The 13,995-nt window shown below is 70.1% G+C and carries 13 protein-coding genes; 5 read left to right on the top strand and 8 right to left on the bottom strand.

All coding sequences use genetic code 11. The annotated features are described in order from the left end of the window. The first annotated feature begins 18 nt into the window (after positions 1–18). Positions 19–1,542, top strand: coding sequence for an ATP-dependent DNA ligase (locus OC372_RS17300; RefSeq protein WP_262003198.1), 1,524 nt, complete (start codon positions 19–21; stop codon positions 1,540–1,542). A gap of 17 nt (positions 1,543–1,559) precedes the next feature. Here the strand turns inward: OC372_RS17300 and OC372_RS17305 are convergent, their stop codons facing one another. Continuing rightward, positions 1,560–2,069 (bottom strand): phosphoribosyltransferase, encoded by a 510-nt coding sequence (locus OC372_RS17305; protein ID WP_105711876.1) that lies wholly within the window; start codon positions 2,067–2,069, stop codon positions 1,560–1,562. A 163-nt stretch (positions 2,070–2,232) separates the two neighbouring features. Between OC372_RS17305 and OC372_RS17310 the strand changes: the two genes are divergently transcribed. Together OC372_RS17310 and OC372_RS17315 are read left to right on the top strand one after the other, a co-directional pair. Continuing rightward, positions 2,233–3,882 (top strand): thiamine pyrophosphate-binding protein, encoded by a 1,650-nt coding sequence (locus tag OC372_RS17310; RefSeq protein WP_105711875.1) that lies wholly within the window; start codon positions 2,233–2,235, stop codon positions 3,880–3,882. A 21-nt stretch (positions 3,883–3,903) separates the two neighbouring features. Further along, positions 3,904–4,320, top strand: coding sequence for a VOC family protein (locus OC372_RS17315; protein WP_105711874.1), 417 nt, complete (start codon positions 3,904–3,906; stop codon positions 4,318–4,320). Here OC372_RS17315 and OC372_RS17320 read toward each other — a convergent pair. Further along, positions 4,317–4,697 carry a VOC family protein gene (locus tag OC372_RS17320; RefSeq protein WP_105711873.1) on the bottom strand — a complete coding sequence of 127 codons (381 nt, stop codon included), beginning with the start codon at positions 4,695–4,697 and terminating at the stop codon, positions 4,317–4,319. The two genes, OC372_RS17315 and OC372_RS17320, sit on opposite strands and share 4 nt — an antisense overlap. 125 nt (positions 4,698–4,822) lie before the next feature. Here OC372_RS17320 and OC372_RS17325 point away from each other — a divergent pair, with 125 nt between their 5' ends. Further along, positions 4,823–6,010 carry a hypothetical protein gene (locus tag OC372_RS17325; RefSeq protein ID WP_262003202.1) on the top strand — a complete coding sequence of 396 codons (1,188 nt, stop codon included), beginning with the start codon at positions 4,823–4,825 and terminating at the stop codon, positions 6,008–6,010. 3 nt (positions 6,011–6,013) lie between these two features. Here the strand turns inward: OC372_RS17325 and OC372_RS17330 are convergent, their stop codons facing one another. The 5 genes from OC372_RS17330 to OC372_RS17350 all read right to left on the bottom strand — a co-directional run bounded on the left by OC372_RS17330 (position 6,014) and on the right by OC372_RS17350 (position 11,580). Next, a complete protein-coding gene (locus OC372_RS17330) occupies positions 6,014–6,643 on the bottom strand; it encodes a response regulator transcription factor (protein ID WP_262003204.1) in 630 nt (209 codons plus the stop codon). Next, positions 6,640–7,854, bottom strand: coding sequence for a sensor histidine kinase (locus OC372_RS17335; protein WP_262003206.1), 1,215 nt, complete (start codon positions 7,852–7,854; stop codon positions 6,640–6,642). Before OC372_RS17335 ends, OC372_RS17330 begins: the two co-directional genes overlap by 4 nt. A 39-nt stretch (positions 7,855–7,893) precedes the next feature. After that, positions 7,894–8,649 carry an ABC transporter permease gene (locus tag OC372_RS17340; protein WP_262003208.1) on the bottom strand — a complete coding sequence of 252 codons (756 nt, stop codon included), beginning with the start codon at positions 8,647–8,649 and terminating at the stop codon, positions 7,894–7,896. 1 nt (position 8,650) lies between these two features. Then, positions 8,651–9,625: an ABC transporter ATP-binding protein gene (locus OC372_RS17345; protein ID WP_262003210.1), complete on the bottom strand. Its 975-nt coding sequence runs from the start codon at positions 9,623–9,625 to the stop codon at positions 8,651–8,653. A gap of 83 nt (positions 9,626–9,708) precedes the next feature. Continuing rightward, positions 9,709–11,580: an FAD-dependent monooxygenase gene (locus OC372_RS17350; protein WP_105711867.1), complete on the bottom strand. Its 1,872-nt coding sequence runs from the start codon at positions 11,578–11,580 to the stop codon at positions 9,709–9,711. 145 nt (positions 11,581–11,725) lie between these two features. Here OC372_RS17350 and OC372_RS17355 point away from each other — a divergent pair, with 145 nt between their 5' ends. Then, positions 11,726–12,436, top strand: a complete 711-nt coding sequence (locus tag OC372_RS17355; RefSeq protein WP_262003212.1) for an IclR family transcriptional regulator — start codon at positions 11,726–11,728, stop codon at positions 12,434–12,436. An 89-nt stretch (positions 12,437–12,525) separates the two neighbouring features. Here the strand turns inward: OC372_RS17355 and OC372_RS17360 are convergent, their stop codons facing one another. Then, positions 12,526–13,905 carry an MFS transporter gene (locus OC372_RS17360; protein ID WP_262003214.1) on the bottom strand — a complete coding sequence of 460 codons (1,380 nt, stop codon included), beginning with the start codon at positions 13,903–13,905 and terminating at the stop codon, positions 12,526–12,528. Positions 13,906–13,995: the final 90 nt, after the last annotated feature.

The following is a 13,995-nucleotide window of genomic DNA, read 5'->3' on the forward strand; positions in this document are numbered from 1 at the left end:
CGGTGCGAGAATGCTCGGATGAAGCTCGCAGAGCTCGTCACCACGACCGACCGCGTCGGCGCCACGTCGTCCCGGCTCGCCAAGATCGATGCCCTCGCCGAGCTCCTCGCGCGCGCCGACCCCTCCGAGCTCCCGATCGTCATGGGTCTCCTCCTCGCGTCACCGCGCCAGGGCAGGCTGGGCGTCGGCTGGCGCGGGCTCTCGGCCATCGAGATCGCCCACGCCGACGAATCCACCCTGACGGTCGGCGATGTCGATGACTCGCTCGATGCCCTCGCCTCGACGTCCGGTTCGGGCTCGGCGGCGGGCCGCACCGGCATCCTCGTCGATCTCGGCTCGCGAGCGACCGCCGCCGAGTGGGACTTCCTGGTGCGGGCGATGCTCGGTGAGCTCCGCACCGGCGCTCTGTCGGGCGTGCTCCTCGACGCGATCGCCCGGGCGTCCGACTGTCCGGCGGCCGTCGTCCGACGCGCGGCGATGCTGTCGGGCGACCTCGGCGAGACCGCGCGCATCGCCCTCACAGGCGCGCCCGGCGACCTCGAGGCGGTCGGGCTTCAGGTGGGGCGTCCGGTGCTGCCGATGCTGGCATCGACCGCAGCGAGCGCATCGGAGGCCCTGCAGGTCACCGGCGAAGCGTCCGTCGAATACAAGCTCGACGGTGCCCGCATCCAGGTGCATCGCCACGGCGACGAGGTCGGTGTCTACACGCGGAGCCTCGCCGACATCACCCACCGGGTGCCCGAGATCGTGGAGATCGTGCGGTCGCTGCCGGTGCACGACGTCATCCTCGACGGCGAGACACTGTCGCTCGACGAAGACGGCGGGCCGCGCCCGTTCCAGGAGACCATGTCGCGGTTCGGGGCAGAGGTCTCGCGGGAGCTCGTGCTGCGGCCTTGGTTCTTCGACATGCTGCATGTCGACGGACGCGACCTGCTCGACGAGCCGCTCTCGACACGGCTGGCCGAGCTGGAACGCGTGGCCGGCCAATGGCGGATGCCCGGCATCGTCACGGCCGATGCCGATGCCGCCGAGCAGCTGTCGCACGATGCCCTCGCCGCCGGGCACGAGGGGGTCGTGGTCAAGGCGATCGACGCCCCCTACGCCGCCGGGCGCCGCGGCAAGTCGTGGGTCAAGGTCAAGCCGGTGCTGACCTTCGACCTGGTGGTCCTGGGCGCGGAGTGGGGCTCAGGGCGTCGTCGCGGCTGGCTCTCGAACCTGCACCTCGGCGCGCGCGACCCCGACGGCGAGTTCGGCGACCCCGGTGGGTTCGTCATGGTGGGCAAGACCTTCAAGGGACTCACCGACGAGCTGCTGCGCTGGCAGACCACCGAGTTCCCCGAGCACGAGTCGCACCGCACGGCATCCACCGTTTTCGTGCGCCCCGACATCGTCGTCGAGATCGCGATCGACGGTGTGCAGCGCTCTCCGCGGTATCCGGGCGGCATCGCGCTGCGCTTCGCCCGGGTGAAGGGCTACCGTCCGGACAAGACCGCGGCCGAAGCCGACACGATCCAGACGCTGCGGTCGCTGCTGCGGGGTTGACCCGAGGGAGCCGCGGTTCAGGCCGAGGGCGCGAGGCCCAGATCTTCTTCGCGCACCGTGCCCTGGAACGACCACGGGAAGTTGATCCACAGGTCGGTGCCCTTCCAGGCGAAGTCGGGCTGGATGATCGTCGAAGGCTTGGTGTAGATCGTGACCGACCGCACGTCGGCGCCCTTCTCCTGCAGCAGCTGCACGGCCAGCGCGAGCGTGCGCCCGGAGTCGGCCACATCGTCGACGAGCAGCACCCGGCGGCCGTCGAGATACGCCATGTCGAGCTCGGGCGGAAGCACCTCGGGCGCATCGAGCACCGTGCCGATGCCGGTGTAGAACTCGACGTTGATCGCGCCGCAGTTCTTGGCACCGAGCCCGTAGGCGATGGCACCGGCCGGGAGCAACCCGCCGCGGGCGATCGCCACCACCACCTCCGGTTCGAAGCCGGTGGCGAGGATGTTCCGCGCCAGCTCCCGTGTCGCCGCTCCGAAGCCGTCCCAGGTCAGTGTCTCGCGCTCGAGCGCCGCATCCGTCATCTCTGCATTCTCCCGCATCCCGGTATGCACTCTCGCCGGTAGACTGAGCGGGTCCGGCCCGGCCGGTGCCTGAAAAAGAGGCACGAAGCACTTCGCGAAGACGCGGAGGCGAGACACATACGGATCCCACAGTTCCTCCGTCCCTGTCTCGAAAGGCTTTCGCATGCCCACCGTCTCCGCACACGTCGCCCTCACCCTCGCCCAGCACATCGACTCCGTCTTCGGCGTGATGGGCAACGGCAACGCCTACTTCCTCGACGCCATCGAGACGCAGACGGATGCCTCCTTCACCGCCGTCCGTCACGAGCAGGGGGCCGTGGTCGCCGCCGACGCCCACTTCCGCGCGTCCGGGCGCATCGCCGCCGGCACCTCGACGTACGGCGCCGGATTCACCAACACCCTGACCGCCCTCGCCGAGGCCGTGCAGGCGCACGTCCCGCTCGTGCTCGTGGTCGGTGACGAGCCCACGTCCGGCCCGCGCCCGTGGGACGTCGACCAGATCGCCCTCGCCTCGGCCGTCGGCGCCCGCACCTATACGGTCGGCCGAGCGGATGCCGCGGCCACGACGATCATCGCCATCGAGCACGCGCTGACCTATCGCGTCCCGGTCGTCCTCGCCATCCCCTACGACGTCGCGGCGCTCGAAGCCGGCGAGGTTCCGGCGGCCCCGTCACCGCGGGTGCCCGCTCCGCTCGCGCCCCGCGGGGAGTTCGCCGACGGGATGCTCGACGAGATCGCTGATGCTCTGCGCACCGCCCGGCGACCCTTCCTCCTGGCAGGTCGCGGCGCGTGGCTCTCCGGTGCCGGCGCCGCGCTGGGCGAGCTCGCCGCGGCGACCGGCGCATTGACGGCGTCCTCGGCTCTCGGCCGGGGCATCTTCCCCGAAACGCAGTACGACCTGGGCGTCACCGGCGGCTTCGGTGCGGACGGCGCGATGGACCTCGTGCGCACCGCCGATGTCGCCGTGGTGTTCGGCGCCTCCCTGAACCAGTTCACGATGCGGTTCGGCGAACTCTTCGCGCCGGGGACGCGGGTCTTCCAGGTCGACATCGCCCCCGCCGCCACCCATGCCCACGTCGGCGGCTTCGTACGCGCGGACGCCCGCCTGGCCGCCGAGGCTCTCGTGTCCCGGCTCGGTGGTTCCCTGTCGTCGAGCCCGTGGCGGGAGAGCGTCGACGTCGCCGCGGCCCGAGCGTACGACGCCGGTGACGACCTCGCCGCCGACGGACGCCTCGACCCGCGATCGGCCGCCCGTCGTATCGCGGAACTGCTCCCCGAGGATCGTGTCGTGGTGTCCGACGGCGGCCACTTCATCGGCTGGGCGAACATGTACTGGCCGGTCGCCGCGCCCGATCGCATGATGATGATCGGCACCGCGTTCCAGTCCATCGGGCAGGGCTGGCCGAGCGTCGTCGGGGCCGCTCTGGCTCGGCGCGAATCGACCGTGGTGCTCACCTCCGGCGACGGCGGCGGACTGATGGCAATCGCCGACCTCGAATCCGCTGTCCGCGCGGCCGGAGGCCGGGGCATGGCCGTCGTCTGGAACGACGCGGCATACGGCGCCGAAGTGAACCTGTACGGGCTCAAGGGCCTCGCCGAGGGCCCGATGCGCATCCCCGAGGTGGACTTCGCCGCCTTCGGCGCGGCCGTCGGAGCCGAGGGCGTCGTCGTGCGCACGCTCGCCGACCTCGACCGCCTCGAGAGCTGGACCGCCGAGGATCCCTCCACCCGCCGCTTCCTGCTCCTCGACCTGCGCATCTCCGGGGACGTCATCGCGCCGTACCAGCAGGAGATCATCCGCGTGAACTCCTGACGCGACTGGCAGACTCGGATGATGCCGGGTCTCCATCACGTCGAACTGTGGGTCGCCGACCTCGATGCCGTGCGCACGGAATGGCGCTGGATCCTCGATCGTCTGGGCTTCACCCTCGACAGCGAGTGGGCCGACGGCGAGTCCTGGGCTGCGGGCGGGACCTACCTCACCTTCACGACCTCTCCGAATCTGTCGGATGGCGCGCACGACCGCCGGCGCGCCGGGCTCAATCATCTGGCGTTCCACGGTGGCGACCCCGCTTCCGTGGATGCGCTCATGTCCGAGGCCCCGGCGCACGGCTGGCACCCGCTCTACGCCGAGCGTTACCCGCACGCCGGCGGCGAGCAGCACTACGCGGGCTGGCTCGAGAATGCCGCGGGCTTCAAGGTCGAGGTGGTCGCCGACACCACGTCGACGCCGGCGACCACCACCGCCTAGGCCTGGGCGCCGTAGTCAGGCAGCTCCTGCAGCGTCCAGCTGTTGCCGTCGGGGTCGTCGAAAGAAACGAAACGCCCCCAGTCCATGTCCTCGACGCCTCGTGCGTCGACGCCGAGACCTCGCAGGTGCGCCAGCGCCTCATCGGCATCGGGCACCACGACCTGGATCGAGTTCTGCTGCCCCGGCTCCAGATCGTTCCCGAGGCCCGTGCCGAAGGCGATCGAGCAGGCCGAACCCGGTGGAGTCATCTGCACGAACCGCAGCCCCTCGACGGGGGTCTGGTCGTGGTCGGCGTGGAAGCCGATCTTCTCGTAGAAGGCCTTCGACCGGTCGACATCCGAGACCGGGACGAAGATGAGTTCGATCTTCCAATCCATCACGCACTCCTCCTGTCGGGCGCCGTCGCCCATCGGCGTCCACGGTACGCGCGGCCACCGACATCGCACCAGAGCGGTCGGTGACCGATACTGGTCGGGTGACGCGACGTCGAGAGCATGACCGGATGCCCCTGATTCTCGACGCCCTCTGCCTGGCACGTGACGACGCCCCCGTGCGTCGCCTGATCGATGCCTTGGGCACCGAACCCGTGGAGACGACGGAGCGCCGGATCGGTGAACCGGCCGTGCTCTCGCAGCATCTGCTGTTCGGGTCCGGCGGCGAGATCGTGCTGCACGATGACGCGGTCGTCGCCGTGATCCTGCACCTCGCGCCGACGCCGTCCGCTCCGCGCGGCCTCGACGCCGCGGAGTGGCTCCCGGGGGTCGACAACGATGCGACCTTCGCCGACTTCAAGGCGACGTTCGACGTCCCCTGGAGGTTCGCCGACGGGGACCGCTACTTCGTCCTCGAGGCAGCGTATCTGCGCCCGGAGTTCGTGAAGCACGGGGGCCGTCGAGCCGGCGACCTGCAGCGGGTGGCGTTCACCGTGGACGATCCGAAGGAGACGTGCCGCCCGGCCGACGAGGACTGCCCGGTGTGCCGCGAACTGATCGTGCGCACCGGCGACGGGTCCTTCGATCTGGACGGCACGGTCGACGCTCTCGTGGCGGGGGTCGAAGCAGGAGTCCTCAAGGAGTCCAGCGGAGCCGTGAGCCTCGCCGACCTCCGACTGCTGCACGCCTCCGCCCTCATGGAGCGGGTGGAGAGCCAGGTCACGTGCACCGCATGCGGCCGGGTCGCCTGCCTCACCCTGTATCGCGACGCCCCTCCGACATTCGGGTATCACCCGCTGGATGCCGCGATGCGACGGCCCCTCGAAGCCATCCCTCCCGTCGAGGAGTGGGGTGACGCCGATCGCATCGCCGAGGTGCGCGATGCGATGCGCTACGTCGACCACGAGCCGGGCCTGTGGTTCCTGGTCGAACAGCACGGCGACCTGTACCTCGACTCCCGGTACACGATCTCCTCGATGGCCGACGACTCGTGCCTGATCCGCCTGGATGAGGCCGAGCGCCAGGAGTACCACGAAGCCGGCCGCGACAGCCTCACCGAACTCGCCCGGCGCATCGACCGCAGTGGGCCGCATCGGGAGGCGTCTCCCTTCCACCGGAGGAACCTCTTCCGTCACCCGGACGGGGGAAGGGACTACTCCGCCGAGGTCAGGGCCGCGATCGCCGGGCACACCTGGCTCGCACGGCAGAAGCAGGCCGCGGCACAGCAGGCGCAGTCCGCATCCGCAAAAGACAGCTGAGCGTCAGATCCAGCCCTTGTCGAGCGCGATCCGCACCGCCTGCGCCCGGTTCGCCGCGCCCGTCTTCCCGATCGCCGCGGAGAGATGGTTCCGCACGGTGCCGGCCGACAGGAACACCTCCGCCGCGATGGCCGCCGCCGAGCGCCCGTCGGCGGCCAGGCGCAGCACCTGACGCTCGCGGTCGCTCAGCGGGTTCGCGCCGTCGAACAGGCTGTCGGCCGCGAGCACCGGATCCAGCACGCGCAACCCGGAATGCACCCGACGAACCGCCTCCGCCAGCTGCTCGGCGGGAGTGTCCTTCACGATGAATCCGCTGGCTCCGGCATCCAGCGCCGACCGCAGGTAGCCGGGGCGCGCGAAGGTGGTCACGACCAGGATGCGCGTCTCCGGACTCGCCTCGCGGATGCGGCGCGTGGCCTCCACACCGTCCATGCCCGGCATCTGGATGTCCATCAGGCACACGTCCGGTCGCAGCTCCTCCGCGAGCCGTAGCGCCTCTGCACCATCGGAAGCCATGCCGATCACGGTGAGATCCGGCTCCAGATCGAGCAGCGCCCCCAACGCGCCACGCACCAGCGCCTGGTCGTCGGCGATCAGCAGCCGGATGCCGCCGGCCTCCCCCGCGGCCGTCACCAGGTCACCTCTACCCGGGTCCCTGAGCCCTCGGCTTCACGCGCCGCGGCGATCATGAAACCCGCACCCGCCTCCGCCGCGCGTTCGCGCATGCCGCGGATCCCGTTGCCCGAGTCGTCACTCGCGCCGTCCTTCATGCCGACCCCGTCGTCTTCGACGACCAGTCGCCCCGGCGCCAGCAGCACTCGAACCGTGCGGGCCTCGGAATGACGCAGCGCATTGGTCGTCGCCTCGCGCAGGATCCAGCTCGCGGTGATCGCCTGCACCGGCGACAGAGCAGCGGGCTCCCCGTCGACGCGCAGATCGATGTCGGCCGCGCGGAGAGAGTCCCGCGACGACGCGAGCTGTTCGACGAGCGTCGTGGCCCGTGCACCGGCAACCGACGACCGCACCCCGGCGATCGCCTCCGCAGTCAGTCGCTCGATGTCGGCGAGCTCGGCCTTGGCGCGCTCCGGATCGGAGTCCATGAGCCGTCGCACGAGCTGCGCCTTCAGACCGACGACCGTCAGCGAGTGGCCGATCAGGTCGTGCACGTCACGGGCGACCGCTTCGCGGCCCTCACTCGTCGCCAGCTCGAGCCCGAGCTGTTCGGCCTCGGCGGAGCGGATGATGAGCCAGGTCGTCACCGTGTTGACCACGCCGAGCAGGCCGATGATCGCCAGCACCGACAGGTAGCTGAGGCCTCCGGGGAGGAGGAAGACGCACAGCGCCGCGACCGTCATGGCCGCGATCGTCGTGATCCAGTGCCAGACGCGCGTCAGGCCGTACGAGGCGAACGACATGACGAACGGCAGGAAGCTGAGCGCCGATCCGCCCTCCGCCGGCACGGAGACCAGCGCGCAGACGATGAGGATCGCGAAGGTGACCCACTGCCGTGTCGACGGTGGTCGCCCCAGTCCTCCACCGCCGCGCATGCCGTGCATGAAGCCGGTGACGTACAGCACGACGAACGTGACCAGCGCGATCCAACCGACGACGATCCACGCGAGCGGCGCCTCCGAGCGCAGCAGTGCGATCACCGGGTACACCAGGAAGACCAGCCAGATCACGGCCATCAGCCAGCCGAACCGCGCCCAGGGGTCCTTTCCCACCGGCCCGCGTGGGGGGCGCGCTCCCGGAGCTGCCCATGCAGCCGGCGGGGCTCCCAGGGCGGCGAACCGCCGGGCCTCCTCGGAAGCTTCCGAGGAGACCCGGTTCGAGTGCTGCGTCATCCGTCCAACCTACTGTCGTCGCCCGCTCCGGCCGGTGTCTTACTGCCGCGCCCGGGAACGCTTCATGCCCATCGTGACCAGCAGCACGAACAGTGCGAGCCACACGGCGACGTTCAGGAACACCATCCACAGCTCATCCGTCTGTCCGGTGGTGAGGGTGCCGTCGGTCAACGGCCAGCGGCTCAGGGCCACGAAGCCGTAGAGAGGGGTGAACCGGGCGATGTCGAGCATCACCCCGTCGAGGGGCATGAAGACGTTGCCGAAGAACGCGAAGAACGTCATCGAGATCGAGGCGAGCGCCGCGGCCGAGTCGGAGCTGAAGAACAGGCCGACACCGAGCCCGAAGAGGCCGTAGATCAGGCCGACCCCGAGGATGATGCCCGCGGTCGCCACCCAGCGCCAGCCGTCCTCGACCTCCGCGCCGGTCATCATGCCTGCGGCGAAGACCGCCACCAGCGCCAGCGCCGCGAAGGCGACGGAGGTGAGCAGTTTCGTCAGCGCGTAGCCCGCGGTCGTCAGCGGCGTCATGGCGAGCTGGCGCCCCCAGCCCTGCTTCGCCTCGGTCGCGGCGAGCGAGGTCAGAGAGCTCATCGCGACCGCCGTGCCGTACGCGGCCATGGAGGTCATCACATAGAACGAGACGTTGCCGTGCCCGGCCGAGAGCGAGCCGAAGCCCATCCCGGCTCCGAACAGCAGGTACATCGCGACCGGCATCGCCAGGGTGAACGCGAGAGTGTACGGGTTGCGCAGCTGGCGGACGCCTTCGATGCGCAGCATGGTGGGTGAGACGAGCATGTCAGTTCTCCGTCAGAGCCGTGAAGGCGGTTTCGAGGGTGGGTGCGGCGATCTCCAGGTCGTGAGCGCCGTGGTCGAGCAGGATGCGGGCGGCGGCATCGGAGTCTGCGGCGCGCAGGCTGAGCCGATCTCCGTCGAGTCGCACGTCGACCACGCCGTCGGTCGCGCTCAGCGTCGCGACGAGCGCCGCACCGGCCTCGCCGACCGTCGCGGACACGCTCCGCTCCCCCAGACTCGCTCGCAGCAGAGCCGTGGGCGCATCCGCGACGACCGCGCCGCGGTGCATCACCACGGTCCGCCGGGCGAACTGCTCCGCCTCCTCCAGGTAGTGCGTGGCGAAGATGATCGTGCGTCCGGCATCCGCATCGGCCCGCATCACGTCCCAGAAGTGCCGCCGGGCCGTGACGTCCATCCCGGCCGTGGGCTCGTCGAGCACCAGGATGTCGGGGTCGGACACCATCGCGAGCGCGAACTTCACCCGCTGCTGCTCTCCCCCCGAGCACTTGGAAACGCGGCGGCGGGCGAGGTGTTCGAGGTCGGCACGGGCCATGACCTCGGGCACCCGCGCGGCCGCTTCCGCTCCGTACAGCGAGGCGATGAGGCGCACGGTCTCGCCCACGGTCAGGTCGCCCAGCAGGCCGCCGGTCTGCAGCACCGCGCCGATCGCTCCGCTCGACGTCGCCTGCTCCGGCGTGACGCCGAGCACCCGGACGCTGCCGCTGCTGGGCTGCGTGAGCCCGAGGAGCATGTCGAGAGTCGTCGTCTTGCCCGCGCCGTTCGGGCCGAGCAGCGCGACGACCTCGCCGCGGCGGATCGACAGGTCGACCCCGCCGACGGCCTGCACGCGGCGGTCGCCCGAGCCGAAGTGGCGTGTGACGCCGTTCAGCTCGAGGACGACCGGATCATGGTTCGAGGCTTCGGATGCCGGACGCGCGGTGACCTGCGTCGCCGACCCGTCCACGGAGGAGTTGTTCATGTCTCCAGCCTCGCGGCAGGAGCCTCACGACACCGGAGGGAGGTGTCATCTCCTCGGCATGACACGTGTCATGCCGAGGAGATTCAGCGGGCCGGGAGCAGCGCCCCGTCGAGGAACCCGGCGAGCTCGTCCACCGCGTCCAGCGGCAGGATCGCCGCTACGTACTGGTCGGGTCGCACGACGACCACCACGCCGTCGCGCGAGAGCTCTCGCGCCGCGAAGATGTCGGTCTCGGTCCACTTGCTGGGGCCCGCCGCATAGACCTTCTCCCAGTCGGTGAGGCCGAGCGGACCGGTCTTCGGCTGGAACAGGTCCGGCGCCGAGGTGACCTCCACCTCCTCGAAGGGCTGCTGGTACACGGCCTTCACGTCGAACACGGCGTCGACGTCGGCATCCGCCGGAGTGAAGCGCGCGAACAACGGGGCGGCATCGGCGGCCCAGGCGGCGAGCCCCTCCCCGGTGCGGTCGCCGAAGGCGTACACGCGCCAGCGGCCGTCCGCCTTCGCATGGTGTCCGAGGTGGGTGACGTTGCCGTCGCCCACGCGCATGACCTCGGCCGACTTGAAGCGCTTGCCGAGGGGATAGCCGACGGCGAGCGACTGGTGGGCGTCGGCGCCGGTGATCATCGACGAGGTGTACTGCGTCATGAACCCCGACGGGAACTCGGCCGTCGCGAGGTAGTAGGTCGCGAGGTCGTCGGGGTCGGAGATCTCCTCGGGCTTGCGCGCCATCAGGGTCGACCATTCCCGGTCGAAGTCGATGAGCTGCTGCGCGACCGGACGTCGCTCGGCGCCGTACGTCGCCAGGAGCGCCTCGGGAGCGCGACCCGTGAGCACCGAGCCGAGCTTCCAGCCGAGGTTGAAGCCGTCCTGCATCGAGACGTTCATGCCCTGGCCTGCCTTGGCGCTGTGCGTGTGGCAGGCGTCGCCGGTGAGAAAGACGCGCGGCGTGCGTCCCGACTCGTCGATCACGTCGTCGAACCCGTCGGTGACGCGGTGGCCGACCTCGTAGACGCTGTGCCAGGCGACCTCACGCACATCGAGGGTGTAGGGGTGGAGGATCTCGTTGGCGCGGCGGATGATCTCCTCGATCGGCGTCTGCCGCACCCGGTGGTCGTCGTCGGCGGCGACTTCGCCCAGGTCGATGTACATGCGGGAGAGGTAGCCGCCCTCACGCGGGATGTGCAGGATGTTGCCGGCCTCGGAGTTGATGGCGCACTTGGTCCGCCAGTCCGGGAAGTCGGTGTTGACGAGCACGTCCATCACGCCCCATGCGTGCGCGGCCGAGGCACCGACGTGCGTGCGCCCGATCGCCTGTCGCACGCCGCTGCGGGCGCCGTCGCACCCGGCGACGAACTTGGTGCGGATCGTCCGCTCCTCCCCTGCGCGCTCCCCCGCGACGTAGCGGATGCGGACCTCGACCGGGTACTCGCCTTCCTCGTGCACGGTGAGCCCCACGAACTCGACTCCGTAGTCGGGGGCGATGCGGCCGGGGCCGTTCGCGGCCGCCTCGGCGAAGTAGTCCAGCACGCGCGCCTGGTTCACGATCAGGTGCGGGAACTCGCAGATGTCGTACGCGTAGTCGGCGGTGCGCGAGGTGCGGACGATCTCGTCGCGCTTGTCGGGGTTCGGGCCCCAGAAGTTCATCCAGCCGATGTTGTAGGCCTCGGCGATGATCCGCTCGGCGAATCCGAACGCCTGGAAGGTCTCGACACTGCGCGGCTGGATCCCGTCGGCCTGTCCCAACGGGAGGCGGCCGTCGCGCTTCTCGATGATGCGGGTGGAGATGCCGGGGTACTGCGACATCTGGGCGGCGAGGAGCATCCCGGCCGGCCCGGAACCGACGATCAGCACGTCGATCTCATCGGGGAGGTCGGTCGGCCGGTCGAGCCCGACGCCGGCGGCGTCCTGCACGCGCGGGTCTGCGGAGACGTAGCCGTGGTGGTGGAACTGCATCGTCGTCGATTCCTTCCGGACTTCTTCGTCGGTCCTGCGCTTCGGGTCTTGCGCTCGGGGGGTGTGTGTTCTATATTCGAACACACTGTTCTACTATTGAACACAGCCTAAACCGCCGCGCCGGTGACCGCAAGGGAGCGCACGCATGTCCGAGACCCCGAGCACCTCCCCCGCATCGCAGACGCTGAGCCGCGGCATCCGCATCCTCGAAGTCCTCTCCGACGCCCGCGGCCCCCTCACGATCGACGAGATCGCGACCCGTCTCGGCGTGCATCGCTCGATCGCCTACCGCCTGCTGCGCACGCTCGAGGACCACGGCCTCGTCACGCGGGACGCGGCCGGGGCGGTGAGCCTCGGCGCACGGATGGCGGCACTCGCGGCCGGCGTCGCGCACGATCTGCAGGCCGAAGCACTCCCCGAACTCACCGCGATCGCCAACGAGCTCGGGATGACGTGCTTCCTCGCCGTGCTCGACGGGGCCGAGTGCATCACGCTGGCCAGCGTCGAACCGCGGCATGCCGTCGCGAGCGTCGCCCAGCGCCCCGGCGCCCGGCATCCGATCACCGTCGGCGCCCCGGGCAAAGCGATTCTCGCTCAGCTGCCGAGCACCGAATGGCCCGCCGAAGCGCCCGCGTCATTGCCCGCGGACGTGGAGGCGACGAAGCTCCGCGGTTACGCCACCAGCCATGACGAGGTCATCCCCACCGTGCAATCCGTAGCCGTGCCGCTGGTCCTGCGGAGTCAGCGCCTGGCCGCGATCGCCGTGGTGCATGTGGCGACGGATCTCGACGACGCCCAGATCGCCGCACGACTGCGCCGCTCGGCCGCCGTCATCCGTGAGGCCCTCGACGGCTGACGACCCGGTCGAGGCGAGGGCGAGGGCGGAACGACGAGAGCGTGCGCCCACCGGGGACGCACGCTCTCGATCGGATTCCGCGTGCCTGTTCAGGCCTTCGCGAGCCCACGGATCGGGCTGGCCGACTGCTCATCCTCGTGATCCGGGCCGAGCGGGATGCCGGAGCGGTCACGCAGCAGGAGCGTCGCGACCAGCCCCAGGACCGTCATGCCGGCCAGGTACCAGGTGACGCCTGCCGTCGACCCCGTCTTGCTCACGATGGCCGTCGCGATCAACGGAGCGAACGCGCCGCCGGCGATCGCTCCGATCGCGTACGAGATCGAGACGCCCGAGAAGCGGATGCTCGCCGGGAATAGCTCGGTGTAGAGCGCCGCCTGCGGCCCGTAGGTGAAACCGAGACCGATCGTCAGGATCGCGAGGCCGGCGAACAGGAGTCCGATCTCACCGGTGTTCACGAGCGGGAACAGCGTGAAGACTCCGACCAGCTGCAGCACCCAGCCGATGAGGTACGTCGAACGGCGGCCGATCCGATCGGAGACCCAACCCGCGAGCAGCGTGGTGAGCAGCCACGTGACCGCCGAGCCGGCGACAGCCCAGAGCACCGGACCGCGCTCGAGGCCGATCGGCCCGTCGGGGTTCGTTGCGTAGCCCTGGATGTAGCCGCCGGTGGTCATGTAGCCGACCGCGTTGTTGCCCGCGAACACGAGTGCCGCGACGATCACGAGCAGCGAGTGCTTACGGAACAGCTGTGCGATCGGCATCCGCGCCTTCTCCTTGCGCGCGGCGAGCTCGGTGAAGACCGGGCTCTCCTCGACCTTGCGGCGTACGTAGTAACCGACGAGGATCAGCACCACGCTGAGGAGGAACGGCACGCGCCACCCCCAGATCGCGAACTGGTCGCCGGGGGCGATCACGGTCATCAGCGCCATCACGCCGGAGGCGAGCAGCAGGCCGAGGGGAACGCCGATCTGCGGCGAAGCCCCGAAGATACCGCGCTTCTTGCGCGGCGCGTGCTCGACGGCCATCAGCACGGCGCCGCCCCACTCGCCACCGGCCGAGATGCCCTGGATGATGCGCAGGAGCACCAGCAGGATCGGCGCCATGATGCCGATCGTCTCGTATGTCGGGAGCAGGCCGATGAGGGCGGTCGCCGCACCCATCAGGATCAGCGTCCACATGAGCACGGTCTTGCGTCCGAGCTTGTCGCCGTAGTGTCCGGCGAGGAACGCGCCGAGCGGCCGGAACAGGAAGCTCACGCCGACGGTGGCGAAGGCGATGAGTGCACTGTCCGCACCGAGCGGCTCGAAGAACAGCTGGCCGAACACGAGTCCGACGGCCGTGGCGTAGATGAAGAAGTCGTACCACTCGACCGTGGTGCCGACGACGGTGGCGAACACGACGCGGCGCCGATCGGCCGCTGTCGCGATGGTTCCGGTGGGTGTGAACCCATCCTGTGACTGCCCGCTCATGGGGGTGTCTCCTTTGGTTGTGACCGCATTGTCACGGCGTGCAGCGGATGCGGATCCGGAGTGCTTGCCGAGGGGTGAACCGATGATATA

Source organism: Microbacterium sp. Mcb102 (genome assembly GCF_024519805.1).
Classification (GTDB): Bacteria; Actinomycetota; Actinomycetes; order Actinomycetales; family Microbacteriaceae; genus Microbacterium.

Excerpts from the sequence above, each read along its gene's own strand:
- OC372_RS17350 (WP_105711867.1), bottom strand. The coding sequence starts at position 11,580 with ATGCAGTTCCACCACCACGGCTACGTCTCCGCAGACCCGCGCGTGCAG.
- OC372_RS17300 (WP_262003198.1), top strand. The coding sequence starts at position 19 with ATGAAGCTCGCAGAGCTCGTCACCACGACCGACCGCGTCGGCGCCACG.
- OC372_RS17360 (WP_262003214.1), bottom strand. The coding sequence starts at position 13,905 with ATGAGCGGGCAGTCACAGGATGGGTTCACACCCACCGGAACCATCGCG.
- OC372_RS17320 (WP_105711873.1), bottom strand. The coding sequence starts at position 4,697 with ATGGATTGGAAGATCGAACTCATCTTCGTCCCGGTCTCGGATGTCGAC.
- OC372_RS17340 (WP_262003208.1), bottom strand. The coding sequence starts at position 8,649 with ATGCTCGTCTCACCCACCATGCTGCGCATCGAAGGCGTCCGCCAGCTG.
- OC372_RS17305 (WP_105711876.1), bottom strand. The coding sequence starts at position 2,069 with ATGACGGATGCGGCGCTCGAGCGCGAGACACTGACCTGGGACGGCTTC.
- OC372_RS17315 (WP_105711874.1), top strand. The coding sequence starts at position 3,904 with ATGCCGGGTCTCCATCACGTCGAACTGTGGGTCGCCGACCTCGATGCC.
- OC372_RS17355 (WP_262003212.1), top strand. The coding sequence starts at position 11,726 with ATGTCCGAGACCCCGAGCACCTCCCCCGCATCGCAGACGCTGAGCCGC.
- OC372_RS17310 (WP_105711875.1), top strand. The coding sequence starts at position 2,233 with ATGCCCACCGTCTCCGCACACGTCGCCCTCACCCTCGCCCAGCACATC.
- OC372_RS17325 (WP_262003202.1), top strand. The coding sequence starts at position 4,823 with ATGCCCCTGATTCTCGACGCCCTCTGCCTGGCACGTGACGACGCCCCC.
- OC372_RS17335 (WP_262003206.1), bottom strand. The coding sequence starts at position 7,854 with ATGACGCAGCACTCGAACCGGGTCTCCTCGGAAGCTTCCGAGGAGGCC.
- OC372_RS17345 (WP_262003210.1), bottom strand. The coding sequence starts at position 9,625 with ATGAACAACTCCTCCGTGGACGGGTCGGCGACGCAGGTCACCGCGCGT.